Annotated in this window: 17 protein-coding genes; 8 read left to right on the top strand and 9 right to left on the bottom strand. The window is 68.2% G+C overall.

The genetic code is table 11. The features are described from left to right. The first annotated feature begins 17 nt into the window (after window positions 1–17). The gene (locus ACQPYH_RS21825; RefSeq protein WP_432894153.1) at window positions 18–914 is read left to right on the top strand and encodes an AraC family transcriptional regulator; all 897 of its coding nucleotides are present in this window, start codon (window positions 18–20) and stop codon (window positions 912–914) included. On the opposite strand, the gene ACQPYH_RS21820 is transcribed toward ACQPYH_RS21825, so the two are convergent. Next, window positions 880–1,584 carry a TetR/AcrR family transcriptional regulator gene (locus ACQPYH_RS21820; RefSeq protein WP_432894151.1) on the bottom strand — a complete coding sequence of 235 codons (705 nt, stop codon included), beginning with the start codon at window positions 1,582–1,584 and terminating at the stop codon, window positions 880–882. The genes ACQPYH_RS21825 and ACQPYH_RS21820 overlap by 35 nt on opposite strands. Window positions 1,585–1,679: 95 nt before the next feature. Here ACQPYH_RS21820 and ACQPYH_RS21815 point away from each other — a divergent pair, with 95 nt between their 5' ends. Next, window positions 1,680–2,882 (top strand): FAD-dependent monooxygenase, encoded by a 1,203-nt coding sequence (locus ACQPYH_RS21815; RefSeq protein ID WP_432894149.1) that lies wholly within the window; start codon window positions 1,680–1,682, stop codon window positions 2,880–2,882. On the opposite strand, the gene ACQPYH_RS21810 is transcribed toward ACQPYH_RS21815, so the two are convergent. Both ACQPYH_RS21810 and ACQPYH_RS21805 read right to left on the bottom strand, forming a co-directional pair. Further along, window positions 2,850–3,308: a PGPGW domain-containing protein gene (locus ACQPYH_RS21810; RefSeq protein ID WP_432894147.1), complete on the bottom strand. Its 459-nt coding sequence runs from the start codon at window positions 3,306–3,308 to the stop codon at window positions 2,850–2,852. The two genes, ACQPYH_RS21815 and ACQPYH_RS21810, sit on opposite strands and share 33 nt — an antisense overlap. 20 nt (window positions 3,309–3,328) lie before the next feature. Next, complete coding sequence (locus ACQPYH_RS21805; protein WP_432894145.1) at window positions 3,329–5,428, bottom strand: peptidoglycan DD-metalloendopeptidase family protein; 2,100 nt, start codon at window positions 5,426–5,428, stop codon at window positions 3,329–3,331. Between the two features lie 175 nt (window positions 5,429–5,603). Here ACQPYH_RS21805 and lpdA point away from each other — a divergent pair, with 175 nt between their 5' ends. After that, window positions 5,604–7,001 carry a dihydrolipoyl dehydrogenase gene (lpdA, locus tag ACQPYH_RS21800; RefSeq protein WP_432894143.1) on the top strand — a complete coding sequence of 466 codons (1,398 nt, stop codon included), beginning with the start codon at window positions 5,604–5,606 and terminating at the stop codon, window positions 6,999–7,001. 46 nt (window positions 7,002–7,047) lie between these two features. Here lpdA and ACQPYH_RS21795 read toward each other — a convergent pair whose 3' ends face one another. From ACQPYH_RS21795 to ACQPYH_RS21775, 5 genes are read right to left on the bottom strand one after another with little or no spacing between them, the layout of a single operon-like run. Beyond that, entirely contained in the window at window positions 7,048–7,389 is a 342-nt protein-coding gene (locus ACQPYH_RS21795; RefSeq protein ID WP_432894141.1) for a cupin domain-containing protein, read from the bottom strand. 15 nt (window positions 7,390–7,404) lie between these two features. After that, complete coding sequence (gene tsaA, locus ACQPYH_RS21790; RefSeq protein ID WP_432894139.1) at window positions 7,405–7,812, bottom strand: tRNA (N6-threonylcarbamoyladenosine(37)-N6)-methyltransferase TrmO; 408 nt, start codon at window positions 7,810–7,812, stop codon at window positions 7,405–7,407. Then, window positions 7,809–8,561: a metallophosphoesterase gene (locus ACQPYH_RS21785; RefSeq protein ID WP_432894137.1), complete on the bottom strand. Its 753-nt coding sequence runs from the start codon at window positions 8,559–8,561 to the stop codon at window positions 7,809–7,811. The genes tsaA and ACQPYH_RS21785 overlap by 4 nt, the downstream gene beginning before the upstream one ends. Before the next feature lie 16 nt (window positions 8,562–8,577). Further along, window positions 8,578–9,336 carry a metallophosphoesterase gene (locus ACQPYH_RS21780; RefSeq protein WP_432894135.1) on the bottom strand — a complete coding sequence of 253 codons (759 nt, stop codon included), beginning with the start codon at window positions 9,334–9,336 and terminating at the stop codon, window positions 8,578–8,580. Between the two features lie 39 nt (window positions 9,337–9,375). Then, window positions 9,376–10,893, bottom strand: coding sequence for a PstS family phosphate ABC transporter substrate-binding protein (locus tag ACQPYH_RS21775; RefSeq protein ID WP_432894133.1), 1,518 nt, complete (start codon window positions 10,891–10,893; stop codon window positions 9,376–9,378). A 108-nt stretch (window positions 10,894–11,001) separates the two neighbouring features. Here ACQPYH_RS21775 and ACQPYH_RS21770 point away from each other — a divergent pair, with 108 nt between their 5' ends. From ACQPYH_RS21770 to ACQPYH_RS21755, 4 genes are read left to right on the top strand one after another with little or no spacing between them, the layout of a single operon-like run. After that, a complete protein-coding gene (locus tag ACQPYH_RS21770) occupies window positions 11,002–12,360 on the top strand; it encodes a dihydrolipoyl dehydrogenase family protein (RefSeq protein ID WP_432894131.1) in 1,359 nt (452 codons plus the stop codon). Window positions 12,361–12,405: 45 nt separating this feature from the next. Then, window positions 12,406–13,425: an energy-coupling factor ABC transporter permease gene (locus ACQPYH_RS21765; RefSeq protein WP_432894129.1), complete on the top strand. Its 1,020-nt coding sequence runs from the start codon at window positions 12,406–12,408 to the stop codon at window positions 13,423–13,425. Continuing rightward, window positions 13,422–14,189: a cobalt ECF transporter T component CbiQ gene (cbiQ, locus tag ACQPYH_RS21760; RefSeq protein ID WP_432894127.1), complete on the top strand. Its 768-nt coding sequence runs from the start codon at window positions 13,422–13,424 to the stop codon at window positions 14,187–14,189. The genes ACQPYH_RS21765 and cbiQ overlap by 4 nt, the downstream gene beginning before the upstream one ends. 28 nt (window positions 14,190–14,217) lie before the next feature. Further along, window positions 14,218–14,988 (top strand): energy-coupling factor ABC transporter ATP-binding protein, encoded by a 771-nt coding sequence (locus ACQPYH_RS21755; RefSeq protein ID WP_432894125.1) that lies wholly within the window; start codon window positions 14,218–14,220, stop codon window positions 14,986–14,988. Window positions 14,989–15,054: 66 nt separating this feature from the next. On the opposite strand, the gene ACQPYH_RS21750 is transcribed toward ACQPYH_RS21755, so the two are convergent. After that, window positions 15,055–15,786 (bottom strand): GntR family transcriptional regulator, encoded by a 732-nt coding sequence (locus ACQPYH_RS21750; protein WP_432894123.1) that lies wholly within the window; start codon window positions 15,784–15,786, stop codon window positions 15,055–15,057. A gap of 182 nt (window positions 15,787–15,968) precedes the next feature. Between ACQPYH_RS21750 and ACQPYH_RS21745 the strand changes: the two genes are divergently transcribed. Further along, window positions 15,969–16,991 carry an Ldh family oxidoreductase gene (locus ACQPYH_RS21745; RefSeq protein ID WP_432894121.1) on the top strand — a complete coding sequence of 341 codons (1,023 nt, stop codon included), beginning with the start codon at window positions 15,969–15,971 and terminating at the stop codon, window positions 16,989–16,991. The last annotated feature ends 1 nt before the right edge of the window (window position 16,992 follow it).

Below are 16,992 nucleotides of genomic sequence, written 5' to 3'. Positions count from 1 at the left end.
GGCCCGTATCGTGAACCATGGCCGACGAGCCGGTGAGGACCCGTGGAACGGTGCTGCACTTCGTCGAAGGGACGGTTGTGCACGCCGGTCCACACGTGCACGAAAAGTCCCACCCGTTGCACACGCACAGCTTCTTCGAACTGCTGCTCGTCACAGGCGGTGAGGGCACCCACCACAGCCTCGCCGGACGACAGAGACTCCAGGCCGGCGACGCGATCCTGCTGCGCCCGGGCGTCTGGCACGAGTACGTCGATTGCGACGCGCTCGAGGTCTACAACTGCTGTTTCTCGGCCGATCTGGTCCGCCGCGAACTGGCCTGGGCACGCGAAGATCCCTTACTGGGTTACCTGTTGTGGACCGGTCCGTTCTCCGCGCAGCGCCGCGGAATGCTCTCCACGCACCTCGAGCCGGACACGCTCAAGGAGGCCGTCGGGCACCTCGACGGATTGCGTCAACTGCGGGACCAGCCGCTCAGCCGGAATCGCGGCGAGATCATCGGCTGGCTGTCGTTGTACCTGAGCTGCGTCGCGCGGTCCGTGACAGACCGCGACGACCGAAGCGAGCTCACCCATCCCGCCGTACTCGATGCGATGCGGTTGATGGAGGCCGATCCGGCGAGGCACTGGACGTTGACCGACCTGGCCGGCGAACTGCACCTCGCGCCCGGGTATCTGGTTCGATTGTTCAAGTCGGTGACCGGGCTGCCGCCGATGGCGTACTTGTCTCGTCATCGCGTCGAGCTCGCGGCCGACCGGCTGCTGCACACCGACCTGCCGATCAGCCGGATCGGGGAGTCGGTCGGCTGGCCGGACCAGAACTACTTCGCCCGGCGGTTCAAGTCGCACTACGGGCTGTCCGCATCGGCCTATCGGCAACGTTTCAATGCTGTGAAGTCGACACTTTCCTACCGCTGATCAGCAGTTCGAGACCGTCCAGGATTCGCTGCAGGCCGAACTCCAGCCCCTGGTTCTCGCTGCCGGACGCCGTATGCATCGCGGTGGTCAGGTGAGGGAAGCGGTCGGCCTCGGTGGCGAGGATCTGGGTCAGCGACTCCTGCATGTCCTCTTCGGTGAGACCGGTGGAGTGACCGGGGAACGTCGTGGACTGCTGGGCGATGTTCCGGACGTGGCTGGTGATGACCAGGATCGAGTCCATCTGCTCGCCGCCGGTCAGGTCCGTGTCGGTGAGCGCTGCCAGGCCGCGCTCGATCCAGGTGAGCTCGTTCGGTCCCAGCAGGCGGCGGCCGACGGTCGACAGCAGCAGCCACGGGTGGCGCATGAAGCCGTCGTACAGGTCCATGGTCCAGGTGTAGAGCGCCTCACGCCACGGTAGGTCAGGGCGGTCCGGCGGGGCGCCCATGGCCAGGTCGCTCATGACTGCGATCAGCTCGGTCTTGCCCGGAACGTACCGGTAGAGCGCCATCTTCGTCACCGGGAGCTCGCCGGCGATCCGCTGCATCGAGACCGCGTCGAGGCCTTCCGCGTCGGCGATCCGGATGCCCGCCTCGGCGATACCGGCCAGCGTCACCGCCGGCTTCGGGCCGCGGCTCGGCGCCGCGGGCTTGCTCCAGAGCAGGTCAGACATCCTTCGATCCTTTTCGAACTGAAACCGACTTGAACTGTGTCTACCATACACTTTACTGTGTCCGGCAGACACAATTACTACTCAGGAGGATGACGATGAAGGTTCTGGTATCGGGTGCGAGCGTGGCGGGGCCGTCGGTGGCGCTCTGGCTCGGTCGGGCGGGACATGACGTGACGGTGGTCGAGATCGCCCCGGCGCTGCGGCATGGCGGGTACGCCGTCGACTTCCGCGGCGAGGTATTCACGACGGTGCTCGAGCGGATGGGGGTGCTGTCGGAGCTGCGGTCGCTGCAGACCGGTGGCAACGCGATGCGGTTCGTCGACGCGTCGGGTCGCCAGCTGATGCGGTTGCCGGCCGAGTTCGCCGGCGGGGAGCTGGAGGTACTGCGGGCGGATCTGTCGCGGGTGCTGTACGAGCACAGCCGGGCGCAGGCGACGTACCGCTTCGGGGACTCGATCGCGAGTCTGAAGGAGCACGCGGACGGCGTGGATGTGCGGTTCGAGAGCGGGCTCGAGGACACGTACGACCTGGTCATCGGAGCGGACGGCATGCACTCCGTCGTACGGCGGCTGGCGTGGTCGAAGGAGCGGGTGGTCGAGCGCCACCTGGACTACTACGTGGGCGGCTGGGAGGTCCCGAACACGCTGGGGATCAGTGGGGACACGCTGATGTACAACGTGCCGGGGAAGCTGGCGAGCGTCGGCGCGGACCGTCGCGACCCGGGGCTGGCACAGACGCTGTTCGTGTTCAAGTCGAAGGAGTTGACCTACAACCGGCGCGACCTCGACCAGCAGAAGGCGATCCTGCGCGCGCAGTACACCGGTCTGGGCTGGCATGTGCCGGAGCTGCTGAAGGGGTTGCCGGCGGCAACGGAGTTGTACTTCGACTCGATCAGCCGGGTGAGCGTGGATCGCTGGTCCACCGGCCGGATCGTGCTGCTCGGCGACGCGGGGTACGGCGCGACCTTCGGAGCGCTCGGGACGGGTACGGCGGTTGTCGGCGCCTATGTGCTGGCGGGCGAGCTGGCTCAGGCAGGCAACGACTTCCGTACTGCGTTCGATCGGTACGAGGCGCGGCTGCGGAAGTCGGTGTCGACGACCCAGGACGGTAGCCGCGCGGGGTCGTTCATGGCGCCGGCCACCCGGTTCGGGCTGACGGCGCGGAACCGGATCCTGGACATCCCGTTCTTCAACAACCAGATGATCAAGATGGCGCAGAAGATGAGCGAACTGATCGAGCTGCCGGACTACTCGATCGGCGCGGGCTCAGGGCAGGAGGGGAAGCTTGTACAGGAATGACTCCCACGAGTCGGGTAGCCAGCCCGGGACGCCGAGCACGGCCATGTAGAGCCAGATCGCGACGAGCACGCAGAGGAGCAGCGCGAGGGTCCCGAGCGTCTTCAGCCAGGCGGGCTGCTTGCCGGTCCAGGCGGTGAGTGCCTTCACCCAGTCCTTGACCCGGTACAGCAGCCGCTGGGCCCACTCGAACTCGCTGGCCAGCACGGCGAGACCAGCGATGAACAGCGGGATCCCGCCCGGGCCCGGCAGCCAGCCGGTGAGTGGGGCGGCGATGATCAGCAGGCCGCCGAGGAGGCCCACGCCGATCCGGTAGAACAGCAGCTTGCGCGGATTCTGGCGAATCCTCCGCCGCCACTCCCACCGGTCGTCCGCAGCATCCAACGTGATGTTGTGATCGGTGCGGTCGGGACTCTCATGCTCGGCCACAACCTCAGCCTACCGGGCAGCTACGAACTGGCCGGGTTGCCGAACTCCCAGTGCCACGGCTCTTCGCGGCTGCCGCCCTGCTCGGCCCAGCCCGGGTGGACCCAGCCGTACGACGGGGCGTGCGACTTCATCCACTGGTATTGGGTGGTGTTGTACTTGTCGATCCCGCCGCAGAGGTCGACGGCCACGCCCCAGCCGTGGTTCGAGGTGCCGGGGAGAGCAGCCAGCGACGGCTTGCGCGCGTACAGGTCCACCTGGGACGCGTACGAGCGGTAGGAGTCGGTGATGCACAGCGACTTGCCGAACTGGGCGCGGTAGGCGCTGGACAGTTGCAGGTACGCCGCGGAGGCGTCGCAGCGGAGCATGTGCCCGCCGCCGATCCCGCACAGCTTGCTCGCCGGGATCATGCCGTTGCTGTAACCACCCCAGCCGGTGCTGGCCGAACCGGTCGCCAGGAACGGCATCGGGTTGACCGGATCGCCGCCGAGCCGGACCTCGAAGTGAAGGTGCGGGCCGGTCGCGTTGCCCTCGCTGCCGACGGCACCGATCTGCTGTCCGGCTTTCACCTGTTGTCCGCTGGCCACATCGATCCGGCTCAGGTGCGCGTACAACGTCTCGAGACCGTTCCCGTGGTCGATGCGCACCAGGTTGCCGGCCCACGCAGGGTGCTCCACCGAGACCACGCCTGACGTCACCGCGCGGACCGTCGTACCGACCGGTGCGGGGAAGTCCTGGCCGGTGTGGATTCCGGTCTCCCACATCGACCCGGACTGACCGAACGGCGTGCCGATCTCGTAGGTGCCGTCCGGCAGCGGCCACGTCCAGGCGCCGGAGCCGACGTTGTACGACGTCGCGGTGTTGCCGCAGCGGAACGCGTACGCGTCGGACGTCCCGACCGGGGCGACCTGCGGCTTCGCCGGCGCGCCAAGGGTCGGACGGAGGGCGGCGTACAGGTTGTCGGGGACGGCGGTGACGACGACCGACCCCTTGGCCTCGTCGGCGGCGATCATCTCGCCGTTGTCGAGCGCGATGCCGATGTGGACGAGGCCGAGCGACTTGCTGCCCATAACAAGTAGGTCGCCCGGCTGGATCCAGGCGTTGGGGACGGCCTGGTAGTCGGGGTACACCTTGCCGACCAGGTTCGGCAGAGTTGTGTACGGCTGCCATGCGACCCGGGCTGCGCCGAGACATCCGTACTTGTCCGGACCCGTCGCTGCCACGCCGTACGGCTTGCCGACGAGGCTGAAGGCCTGGTTGACCGCACGGATGGTCTCGGCGGACATCACCCGCACGGTGCGGCCGGCGACCGCGGCTGACGCGACACCCGGGACCGGCGTACCGCGACGGGTCAGCGGCGCGAGTCCGGCGGGGAGCTTGGCAGGGTTCTTGAGTACGGCGGCTGCCGGGGGAGTGATCTTCGCGGACGTCAACTCGGTCAGGTACGTCTGCCAGCGCGCAAGCGCCTGCTGGTTGCGGACCGACTGCAGCTGCTTGGACAGTGCGGAGGCGACGTCGAGGTCGGCGGTCTGGTCGGCCATCGCCGCTGACGCATCCGCTGCCTTCTGCTGCACCTGCTTGCTGAGATCCTGCGCCTTGGCGGCGGCGTCGTTCGCGGCTTGCCGTTTGGTGGCCGCCTCCGACTTGAGCCGGTTCGACTCGTTCTCGGCTTCCATCGCCGTCCGGTACTGCGAGACCTGCGTGCTGCCGAGCTGCGTGATGGCGGTCTGCCGGTCGGCGATCTCCTGAAGGTTCTCCGCGACCGGGGCGAGGGACCAGAGCATGGACTCGGTGCCCATCACGGTCGGGATGCCCAACTGGTACGCCTGCGCGGTCAGCAGGCCGAGCTGGCGGCGCTCCTCCTCGGCTTTGCCCTTGGAAACCGTGGCGGTGGCTTCCGCCTTCTTCGCGGCGGCTTCGGCGGTCTGCGCGTCCTTCAGCGCCTTGGTGTAGGCGATGGTCGCCTTGGCGAAGTCCGCCTGGACGGCGGCGGCCTCGGCCTGGAGCTGCTCGAGCGACCGGTTGACGTCGGTCACGGAGGCGGGTGGCGGAGGGGTGGGGTCGTCGGCGTACGCCGGCAGTGCGACAACTGCCAGCAGTGTGCCGAAAGCCGCGAATCGCAACCCCCGACGTCTCCCCAGATCCATCGGTCCCCCATGACATAGCCTCACGCGCGCCCCCAGCGTAGGCGTCGGACGGTCCTTACGGAACCCCGGTACACACAGCGTGACCATGAGTCAGGCCACAGTGCCGACCTTCGTGTCGGATCCGCTGGGGCGACCTATTAAAGTTCACTGCATGGCCTCGCACTTTGACGTTGTTGTCCTCGGCGCGGGTCCGGGTGGGTACGTCGCGGCGATCCGCGCAGCCCAGCTCGGCCTCAAGACCGCCATCATCGAGAAGAAGTACTGGGGCGGTGTCTGCCTGAACGTCGGCTGTATCCCGTCCAAGGCGCTGCTGCGGAACGCCGAGCTGTCGCATATCTTCCGGACGGAGGCGAAGACCTTCGGTATCAGCGGCGAGGTGACCTTCGACTTCCCGACCGCGGTGCAGCGCAGCCGCAAGGTCGCGGACGGCCGGGTCAAGGGCGTCCACTTCCTGATGAAGAAGAACAACATCACCGAGTTCGACGGCTGGGGCTCGTTCACCGACGCCAGCACCCTCGACGTGACGCTGAACGACGGCTCCTCGGAGACCGTCACGTTCGACAACTGCATCCTGGCCACCGGCGCGACGACGAAGCTGCTGCCGGGGACCCAGCTGAGCGAGCGCGTGGTGACCTACGAGGAGCAGATCCTCACCGAGGAGCTGCCGGGCTCGATCGTGATCGCCGGCGCCGGCGCGATCGGCGTCGAGTTCGCGTACGTGCTGGCGAACTACGGCGTGAAGGTGACGATCGTCGAGTTCCTCGACCGGGTCGTCCCGCTCGAGGACATCGAGGTCTCCAAGGAGCTCGCCAAGGCGTACAAGAAGCTCGGCGTCGACGTACTGACCGGCACCCGGGTCGACTCGATCGACGACTCCGGCTCCTCCGTGAAGGTGACGGTGACGGGCAAGGACGGCGCCCAGAAGACGATCGAGGCCGACAAGGTCCTGCAGGCGATCGGCTTCCAGCCGCGGGTCGACGGCTACGGCCTGGACAAGATCGGCGTCCAGCTGACCGAGCGCGGCGCGATCGGGATCGACGGCTTCTGCCGGACCAACGTGCCGAACATATTCGCCATCGGCGACGTGACCGCCAAGCTGATGCTCGCGCACGCGGCCGAGGCGATGGGCGTCATTGCGGCCGAGACCATCGCCGGGCACGAGACGATGGAGCTCGACTACAAGATGATCCCGCGGGCGACGTTCTGCCAGCCGCAGATCGCCAGCTTCGGGTGGACCGAGGAAGAGGCCCGCCTCGAGGGCTTCGACGTCAAGGTCGCCAAGTTCCCGTTCACCGCGAACGGCAAGGCCCACGGCCTCGGCGACCCGACCGGTTTCGTGAAGGTCATCAGCGACGCCAAGTACGGCGAACTGCTCGGCGCACACCTGATCGGCCCCGAGGTCACCGAGCTCCTCCCGGAGCTGACGCTGGCCCAGAAGTGGGACCTCACCACCAAGGAACTGGCCCGCAACGTCCACGCCCACCCCACCCTGAGCGAAGCCCTCCAAGAGGTCTTCCACGGCCTCGAAGGCCACATGATCAACTTCTGATCGGACTGATCGGGCGTCGGCGGGTTCTCCCGCCGGCGCCCGATGTCTATTCGCCGACGATGTCGACGGAGATTTCCACCGCGGGCACGGTTCCCTTGTTCTCCAACCAGTGCAGCGTCTTCCGGTCCTCGGGCCAGCCCAGCCCCGGCCCGTAGTCGGTCGAGATCCCCTCGCGGTGATCGGTGATCGTCCCCTCCAGGACATACACGGTCCCGGGCCTGCCCACGTGATCGTGAACCGGCCCGAACACCCCGCCCGGCGCGATCGTCACCATCCGCATCCGAAGCCGCTTCCCATCCATGCCCGGCAGCTCTACTCCCAGGTCGACCGAGGCAAGCTCCACCACGGAAACGCCGTTGCTCTCCGGCACAACTTCTTCATCACTCATCCCCGTGCTCCTTGCTCATCTGTCCCTGATGTCGCCGATGACTGGTTTGACGTCGACTATGGGGGTGCCGTCGAGGGCTTCGAGGTTGTTGACGTGGAGGCGGAGGTTGTCGACGGCTAGGACGGTTACTCGGTGGAGGCCTAGGGGGTTCGGGCGGTCGGGGGAGCGGGTGCTGAAGACGCCTGTTGGTGGGCGGGTTGGGTCGCTGCGGGGGTGGACCTTCTGTACGGCGCGGTCGGCGCGGTCGAACCAGGTGATGAGGATGAGTTCGTCGCCGGGCTTGATGTCGGCGAGTGCGGCGCGGACCGACTCGTCGAAGACGACCCAGGCATCGGGTGCGCCTTCGTCACCCTGACGTGGAGCGTCTGCGAGATCGCGGAGACTGGACTCGACGCGGGCTACCTGCTGCAGTTCGAAAGTCATCGCGGGTACCTGTAGATGGTTTGGAGGGGCTCGCCCGGAGTGTGGGCGTGGAAGGCCAGGCCGGGGTGGGCGGTGGGGTCTACGACGCGGCCGGTGGTCGCCTTGGAGGGTTCGAAGGGGAGCGGGACGGTCGAGCGGACGCCGGGGGCGCCGCGGACGGTGTGGCCGGCGAACGAGGTGACGATCGCGTTGTGCACGTGGCCGGTGAGGATCGCTGTGACGGGCTTGCCGGTGAGGACCTCGGCCAGCGCGTCCTGCTCCTCCAGCATCCACTGGTCCATCACCGGGTGATGCAGCGCGAGCGGCGGATGATGCATCGCCACGAACACCGGTCCGTCGAAGGGCTCCCGCAGTACGCCGTCCAGCCAGACCAGCGAGTCCTTCGACAGCAGACCATGACCCGCGCCCGGGACCGTGCTGTCGACCAGCACGAAGCGGGCGAGCCCGACCTCGCGCACCTGGTGGATCGGGTGGCCCTCGCCGGGCGACTCGACCAGAGACGCGAGCCTGGCCCGGAGCGGCGCGCTGACGTCGTGGTTGCCGGGCATGACCAGCACGGGTACGTCGAAGGCCAGCTCGCCGGCGAGTTCGGCGTACTCCGCCTCCAGACCGTGATCGGCGAGATCCCCGCTCACCAGCACGACGTCCACCGAGGAAGCACGGACGTACGACGCGATCAGCCCCAGCCGTGATCGCGCCTCCTCCGAGCCGTCGAGATGCGGGTCACTGAGGTGCGCGATCACGTACATGTCAGCACAGTACTGGTCAGGCAGGGTGGCGGAAGAGGGTCTGGAGCGGGGCACCCGGGTTGTAGATGTGGAGCGCCAGGCCGGGGTGCGCCGTGGTGTTGTCGACGAGACCGCCGCCCGGCGCCGGAGGCTCGAAGGGAAGCGGCGGGGTCGAGCGGACGCCCGGCGCAACCAGGAACGGCAGCCCGGCGAACGTGGTCGCGAGACCGTTGTGCACATGCCCGGCGAGGATGGCAGTGATCGGCTTGTCGCGGAGAACGGCCTCGAGCTCCGGCCCGGAGCGAAGCAGCCACTGGTCGAGGACAGGATGGTTCAGCGGGAACGGCGGATGATGGAAGGCCACGAACAACGGACCGTCGACCGGCTCAGCAAGTACGCCGTCCAGCCACGCGAGCGACTCCGCCGAGAGGAGCCCGTGGTCCTCACCCGGCACCGACGTATCGAGCAGGACGAACCGCGCCCCGCCGACGTCGTGCAGCTGATGCACCGGATGCCCCTCACCCGCGGACTCGACGAACGACGCGAGACCGGCGCGCAAAGGCGCGCTGACGTCGTGGTTGCCCGGCAACACCAGCACGGGCACATCCAGCTTCAGCTCCGCGGCGAGCTCGGCGTACTCGGACTCCAGGCCGTGGTCCGCGAGGTCGCCGCTGACCAGCACGACGTCGACCGGCCGTCGGAACTCGCGCAGGTACGACGTGAGTTTCTGCAGCCTCGACCGCGCCTCTTCGGAGCCGTCGAGATGGGGGTCACTGAGGTGCGCGATGACGTACATGGCTGAAATTATCTGCCGAATCGTCTCGGCCCGCTGGCATTATCCACAAAACCCCGCGGGGAGATCGCTGCACGGAACAAGGTCGCCTCGATCGAGCACCGGACGCGCCTGTGTCGAGCGCAGATAGTCGAGGAACGCCGCGGTCAGCGACTTCGTGGCCGGTGCCTTGTAGGTGTAAGCGTGCTCGACTTCCCAGAACTTGTACGAGCGGTCGGCCACCTTGGACGTGTCGGGTACGACGCCGTCGATCGTCACCGGCGTCAGCTGCGGGTACTTCCGGGCGCTCCCCAGTTCGGCGTACCCGATCGCTCCGTCGATCTCGTTGACCCGGGTCAGCAGCTCCTCCGTCGTACCGACCTCACAGCGGTGGTACGTCGTTGTCGCGGCGTCGTCGTCCCGCCGGCAGTCGTCCGAGGTGATGCCCAGCTCCTGGTCGCCGCCGAGCACCTTCTCGCGGAACACCAGCCGCGAGCCGGATGCCGGGCCGACGCGGCTGACCATCCGGATCGGCAGGTTCCGCCCGCCGACCTGCGACCAGTTGGTGACCTTGCCGTTGTAGATGTCGCGCAGCTGGGACGTGGTCAGGCCGTTCACATCTGCGGCCCGGTTGACGACGACGGCGAACACGACGACCGCGACCGCCTCGCCGCTCAGGCCCGGTGCGTCGACGGCCGGCCCGTCGGACATCGCGATCACCTTGCTCGCCGCGCTCCCGTCCTTGGCACCCAGCACGCTCAGATCGCTGACACCGCTGCGACTGCCATTGGCGGCGATCGTGATGTCCGCGTTCGAGCACTCGGCGACGTACGCGCTCCGCAACTCGGTCATCGTCGGCTCGACCGCCGTGGACCCGATCACCCGCAACTCGCCCGATGCGCAGTTCCGCGGCGGCTGCAGCACGTCGACGAGGAAGAACGCGACCAGAGCGCCGACCAGCACCAGCGTCGTCGCGCCGAAGATCAACGTACGCCGGCCCGGGCCGCGCGGCCGCGGCTCGTGGTAGACGCCGCCGTTGGCGCCGCCGGCCAGGTACCCGGAGTGGGTGACGTCCTTGCCCTTACCCGACAGCACGAGCAGGAACTTGAAGTGGTCGCCGCGGTTGATCGCGAGCTTCGGCACCGTGATCGCGTCTTTGTCGACGTACTCGACCGGTTTCATATCGGCCTCGAGCAGCTCACCGATGTCCGGCGGGTGTGACTCGACCACCTTCATCCGGACGATCTTGCGGCCCGGGAAAGTGAACTTCACAGCGCCCTGCATGTCCTTGGCCTCGATGTCGGTGCCGGTGTTGTCGACCCGCAGCAGCACGATGCTCGGGTCGTGGACCGCCTTGCCCTGGTGGACGACCTCGATGTCGACCATTTCCTTGGCGCGGTTCTGCCGGGGGTGCACCCCGATCTGCGCGTCCACCTGGACCCGGTAGACGAGCCGCTTGCGGCGCCACACGTATCGGTCGAGCAGCCACACGATCGCAGTACCGATCAGTGTGACGAGGGCGATGACTGTCTCGATGTTGATGCTGCCGAAACCAGAGAAATCGAACAACCTTGTCCTCACTTCTACGAGTACAGGACGCTAGTGCGCGGCGGTGAACGGCCGCTTACGGAGTGGTGACGCGCCGGGGGGAGACTTGGCCGGGTCGGGTCGCTCTGCAAGATTGTGCGCATGGGTGAACAGGTTGACGTGGTCGTGGTGGGGCTCGGGGTCGGCGGCGAGGAGACGGCCGGACGATTGGCGCAGGCAGGCCTGCGGGTGATCGGCATCGAGTCGCGGCTGGTGGGCGGCGAATGCCCGTACTACGGGTGCATTCCGAGCAAGATGATGATCCGGGCCGCGAACCTGATCGCCGAGACCAGGCGGGTCGAGGGCATGGCCGGTACGTCGACCGTGCAGCCGGACTGGACTCCGGTCGCCAAGCGCATCCGCGAGGAGGCGACCGACACCTGGAACGACCAGGTCGCTGTCGACCGCCTGGTGAACAAGGGCGCCACCGTGATCAAGGACCGCGCGACGATCACCGGACCGAGCACGGTCCAGGCCGGCGATCGCGAGTTCGATGCGACCCGCGGCATCGTGATCGCGACCGGCACGATCCCGTCCGTCCCGCCGATCGACGGGCTCGCCGGTACGCCGTACTGGACGAACCGGGAGGCGATCGAGGTCGAGGTGCTGCCCGCTTCGCTGCTCGTCCTCGGCGGCGGCGCGATCGGGATGGAGCTGGCCCAGGTCTTCGCCCGCTTCGGGGTGAAGGTGACCGTGATCGAGGGCGCCGACCAGGTGCTGTCGATGGAGGAGCCGGAGTCCGGGGTGCTGGCGCGCGAGGCGCTGGAGCGCGACGGCGTCACGTTCAAGGTCGGTGCGCACGCCAAGCAGATCGCGTACGCCGGGGACACGTTCACCGTCACGCTCGCGAACGGCGCGTCGGCCACCGGCGAGAAGTTGCTGGTGGCAACGGGTCGCCGGATCGCGACGGCGGACCTCGGGCTGGAGAAGGTCGGCCTCGACCCGAAGGCGCGCCGGATCGAGGTCGACGAGCACGTCCGGGCCGGCGACAAGGTGTGGGCGATCGGCGACGTCACCGGCGTCGGCGTGTTCACCCACAACGCGATGTACCAGGCCGACATCGCGGTCCGCGACATCCTGCAGGAGCCGGACGCGCCGACCGCGAGCTACCACGCGATGCCGCGGGTGACTTTCACCGATCCGGAGATCGGCGCGGTCGGGATGACCGAGCAGCAGGCCCGGGGCAACGGGCTGAACGTGCGGACCGGATCGACCCCGATCCCGGCCTCGACGCGCGGCTGGATCCACAAGGCCGGCAACGAAGGTTTCATCAAGGTCGTGATGGACGCCGACCGCGGGGTGCTGGTCGGCGCGACGAGCGCCGGGCCGACCGGTGGTGAAGTGCTCAGTGCGCTTGCGGTTGCGGTGCACGCCGCCGTACCTGTGCACACGCTGCGACAGATGATCTACGCATACCCGACGTTCCACCGTGCGATCGGGGAAGCACTCAAGGCGTTGTAGTCCAGCTTGTTGCGAATCAGTCGCAACTAGATCGAGAATGTGCGTGTGCATGTTCCTGATGGCTTCTTCAATGCGCCCACGTCCGTCGCCACCGGCCTGATCGCGGCCGGGGCGGTCGGCTTCAGCCTCCAGCGGGCGAACCGGGAGCTTCGTGAGACCGGTCCGGCGCTGGCAGGTCTGACGGCGGCGTTCGTGTTCGCGGTGCAGATGGTGAACTTCCCGGTCGGCGCCGGGACGAGCGGTCACCTGCTCGGTGGTGCGCTCGCGGCCGCGCTGGTCGGGCCGTGGACCGCCGTGCTGGTGATGGCGACGGTGCTGCTTGTGCAGGGGTTGCTGTTCGCCGACGGCGGTCTGACCGCGCTGGGCACGAACATCACACTGATGGGGCTGATCACGGTCCTGGTCGGGTACTTCCTGACGCGGGCGCTGCTGAAGGTGATGCCTCGGCGGGTGGGCAGCGTCGTACCGGCGGCGACTGTCGGTGCGCTTGTCTCGGTGCCGGTCGCGGCGCTGGCTTTCACCGGGCTGTACGCGATCGGAGGCGCGGTCGACATCCCGCTGGGCAAGCTCGCGACGGCGATGGTCGGCTGGCACATCCTGGTCGGGATCGGCGAGGCGGTGATCACCGCAGCCGTGCTGAGCGCGGTCGTCGCGACCCGGCCCGACCTGGTGTACGCCGCCCGCCACCTTCAGCAGGACCTCGTCCTGGTCGATGCGGACGGCAACACCTCGACGGTGTCGCCGGACAAGCCGATTGCCGCGAAGCCAGCTGGGCGGTCGCTCGGGATCGGCGTCGCGGTCACGCTCGTTGTTGCCGGCGGGCTGAGCCTGTTCGCGAGCGCTCATCCGGACGGTCTGGAGTTCGTGGGCGCCAAGCTCGGATTCGACGGCGCCGCGAAGGACTCGGCCGTGGCGGCCAGCCCGCTCGCCGACTACGGCGTCCACGGGATCGGCAACGCCCAGGTGTCCGGCGCGCTGGCGGGGATCATCGGCGTACTGGTGACGATCGTCGTCGGCCTGGCGATCGCGAAGCTCGCCTCGCTCCGCGCGAACAAGGCATCGTGACGGTTGTGACCGGCGACGGTCTCCTCGTGGCGGTGGACAGTCCGGTCCACCGGATCCCGGCGCAGGTGAAGCTCGTCGCCCTCTTCGTCTTCGTGCTCGCCGTGGTGTCGACACCGGCCGCCGTCTTCTGGGCCTTCGGCGTGTACGCCGGGATGCTCGTGGCCGCTGTTGCCGTGGCCAAGGTGCCGGCTCCTGTGGTCTCGAGGCGGCTCGCGGTGGAGACGCCGTTCATCGTGTTCGCGTTGCTCCTGCCGTTCGTGGCGACCGGTCCGCAGGTGTCCGTGCTTGGTCTGGAGTTGTCGCAGTCGGGTGTTCTCGGGGCGTGGAATGTGCTGGCGAAGGGGACGCTCGGGGTGATCGCCGCGATCTTGCTGTCGGCAACGACTGCGCCGCGGGAGCTGCTCGCCGGATTGGAGCGGTTGCGGTTGCCTGCGACGCTCGTGGCGATCTTGTCGTTCATGGTCCGCTACCTGAGCGTCGTGTCGGATGATCTGCACCGGATGCGGGTCGCTCGCGAGTCCCGTGGATACATGGGCGGCCGAGTTGGTCATTTGAAGGCGGTGGCCGGGGGAGTGGGGGCCTTGTTCGTGCGGAGCTTCGAGCGCGGGGAGCGGGTGCATCTGGCGATGCGGTCGCGTGGTTACACCGGGCGGATGCCGCTGCTGAGTGTGCAGGGTGCGTCGCGCGGGCAGTGGATGGAAGGGGTCGCGATCTCGGTGGCCGCGGTCGTTGTCGCGGTTGCGGCGAGGATGGTGAGCTCGTGAGTGCTCAGGCGATGAGGGTGGTCGGGCTGTGAGCGGTCCTGCGATTCAGGTCGAGCGGCTGGTGTTCGCCTATCCGGACGGGCGGCAGGCGCTGTTCGGCGTCGACTTCACTGTCGAGCGTGGGGAGCGCGTCGCTCTGCTCGGGCCGAACGGCGCTGGCAAGACCACGCTCGTCCTGCACTTGAACGGCATCCTCGGCTCGGTTGCCGGTGGCACCGGAAGCGGCCGCATCCAGATCGGCGGCACCGGTCTGCACCGGGAGCACCTCGGCGAGATCCGGCGGAAGGTCGGTCTGGTCTTCCAGGACCCGGACGATCAGCTCTTCATGCCGACCGTCCGCGACGACGTCGCCTTCGGTCCCGCCAACCTCGGCCTCCGCGGCGCCGAGCTGGACGACCGCGTCCACGAGGCACTGGTCCAGGTCGGGATGCAGGACCACGCAGACCTCGCCCCGCATCACCTGTCCTTCGGCCAGCGCCGCCGCGTCGCCGTCGCCACGGTGCTGGCGATGCGCCCCGAAGTACTCGTCCTCGACGAGCCGTCCAGCAACCTCGACCCTGCGGCTCGTCGAGAGCTAGCGGACATCCTCGCCGGCCTGGACGTCACGCTGCTGATGATCACCCACGACCTCCCGTACGCGCTCCAGCTCTGCGAGCGCAGCCTGCTGATGGACGACGGCCGCATCGTCGCCGACGGCAAGACCCGCGACCTCCTCGGCGACGCCGACCTCATGCGCGCCCACCGCCTCGAGCTGCCCTACGGCTTCGACCCGCTCTCGGTCTCCGGCCCCGAACGCTGATGGTCCTGTAACACCCAATGGGGACTGGGGATAGGCAATTGCCTATCTACAGTCCCCAGGAGCTGTTCACACCCCGGGGGTGACGTCGCCGGGTGCGGCTGGGGATGCGGCGGCAGGCTCGGTGGCGGTGGCGGTGGCGGGGGCGGCGGGTGCGGCGGGGGGCGTGGGGGTGGTTTCGAAGGCTGAGCGGAGGCGACCGCGGGAGGCGGTGAGGTGGGCGTGCATGGCCCGGTCGGCTGATTCGGTGTCGCGCCGGCGGATGGCGGTGACGATCAGGTCGTGCTCGTCCAGCGCGTCCTCGGTCACCCGCGAGTCGCGGAGGAGGCGGAACAGCTGCAGGTGGCAGTGGAGCTTGGCGAAGATCTCGCCGAAGTAGCTGTTGCCGGTCGCAGCGATCACGGCTTCGTGGAAGTCGGCGTCGGCCCGGGCGAAGGCGCCGTACGACATCGTGCCGGCCTGGTAGCGGCCGCGCATCTCGGCGGCGATCTGCGCGAGTTGTTCGACCTCGTCGCCGCGGTGCCGGCCGGCGGCGAGGCCTGAACAGTACGGCTCGATCAGGAACCGGGCCTCGAACAGATCCTCGAACCGCTGCGGCGTCAGCTTTGGTGTAGCGGAATATCCGATCAGATGTGTTTTGGTCACGAGGTCCTCGGCCTCCAGCCGGTTCAGCGACTCCCGGACCGGGGTCTGGGAGACCCCGAGACGGCGGCTGAGCTCGTCGACGCGGATCCGTTCGCCCGGCTGGATCTGGCCATCCAGCAGGAACTCCTGCAGTCGCTCGTAGACGACGTCACTCATCCGGGGCCGTCCGGAACGCCCGGTAGTCACCGTGGTGCGCTGGCTCATCTGTTGTCCATCCGTCGGCAGAAATCATGGATTCGTATTCACAGACCATTGCGAATCGTATCCGATCTGATCTAGCCTCCCAAGACATCGGGCGATGAATACGAATGCAGCGACTCCACCCTGGGATGGTCGACATGCACACAGATCTGCTCACGGCCCAAGCACTGGCCGAACGACTCCTGCTCACCGCCGGTGTGCCGACGGACGCGGCGGCCCAACAGGCCGAGCTCCTTGTCGTCGCCGAGGCGAAGGGGATGCCGTCACACGGTCTGCTGCGCCTGCCGCGACTGCTGCGGCGGTTGGCGAACGGCACCGCCAGCCCGACCAGCAACGGCTGCCACACGTGGATGAGCCCCTGTTACCTGTCTGTCGACGGTCAGCAAGGACTCGGCCCGGTGGTCGCCGTCCGCGCACTGGAAGCGATCATCCCGGCAGCCGAGCAGTACGGCGTCGCGGTCTGCTCGATCACGAACAACAACCACCTCGGCATGCTCGGGTACTACGCGGGCCGGATGGCCGACCGCGGCCTGGTCTGCCTCGGCATCACCACCAGCGAGGCGCTCGTGCACCCGTGGGGCGGCACCGAGGCGATGCTCGGCACCAACCCGCTGGCGCTCGCGGTCCCGGCGCGGCCGCCGCTCGTGCTGGACATGGCCACCTCGCAGATCTCGATGGGCAAGGTGCATGACCACGCGTTGCGCGGCGTACCCCTAGAGCCGGGTTGGGCGTTGGATGCCGGCGGCAACGAGACTGTCGACCCGGTGGCGGCCAAGGACGGATCGATCGCGCCGTTCGGGGGAGCGAAGGGGTACGGCCTCGGGCTCGGTCTGGGCGCGATGGTCACCTTCCTCACCGGGGCGGCGTACGGCACCGCGGTCGGCGGCACGCTCGACGACGACCACCTGAGCAACAAGGGCGACCTGTTCATCCTGCTCAGCGGCGGCCGTCACTCCGCGACGGACTACCTCGATCAGGTACGCCGCAGCCGCCGGGCCGACCCGGCCACGCCGGTCGCGGTGCCCGGTGACGGCGCCCGCGCGCGGTACCAGGAGTCGGTTGCCGATGGCATCGAGATCGCCGACGACCTGTGGCGCGAGCTGACCCGGCTGGACACAGCACGGGATACGGCGCGGCGCGAAGCCGTGCTGGCCGACTGAT

The sequence above is a fragment of the Kribbella sp. CA-245084 genome, from assembly GCF_050942355.1.
GTDB lineage: Bacteria > Actinomycetota > Actinomycetes > Propionibacteriales > Kribbellaceae > Kribbella.
This window is presented reverse-complemented; position numbering and strand designations above follow the sequence as displayed.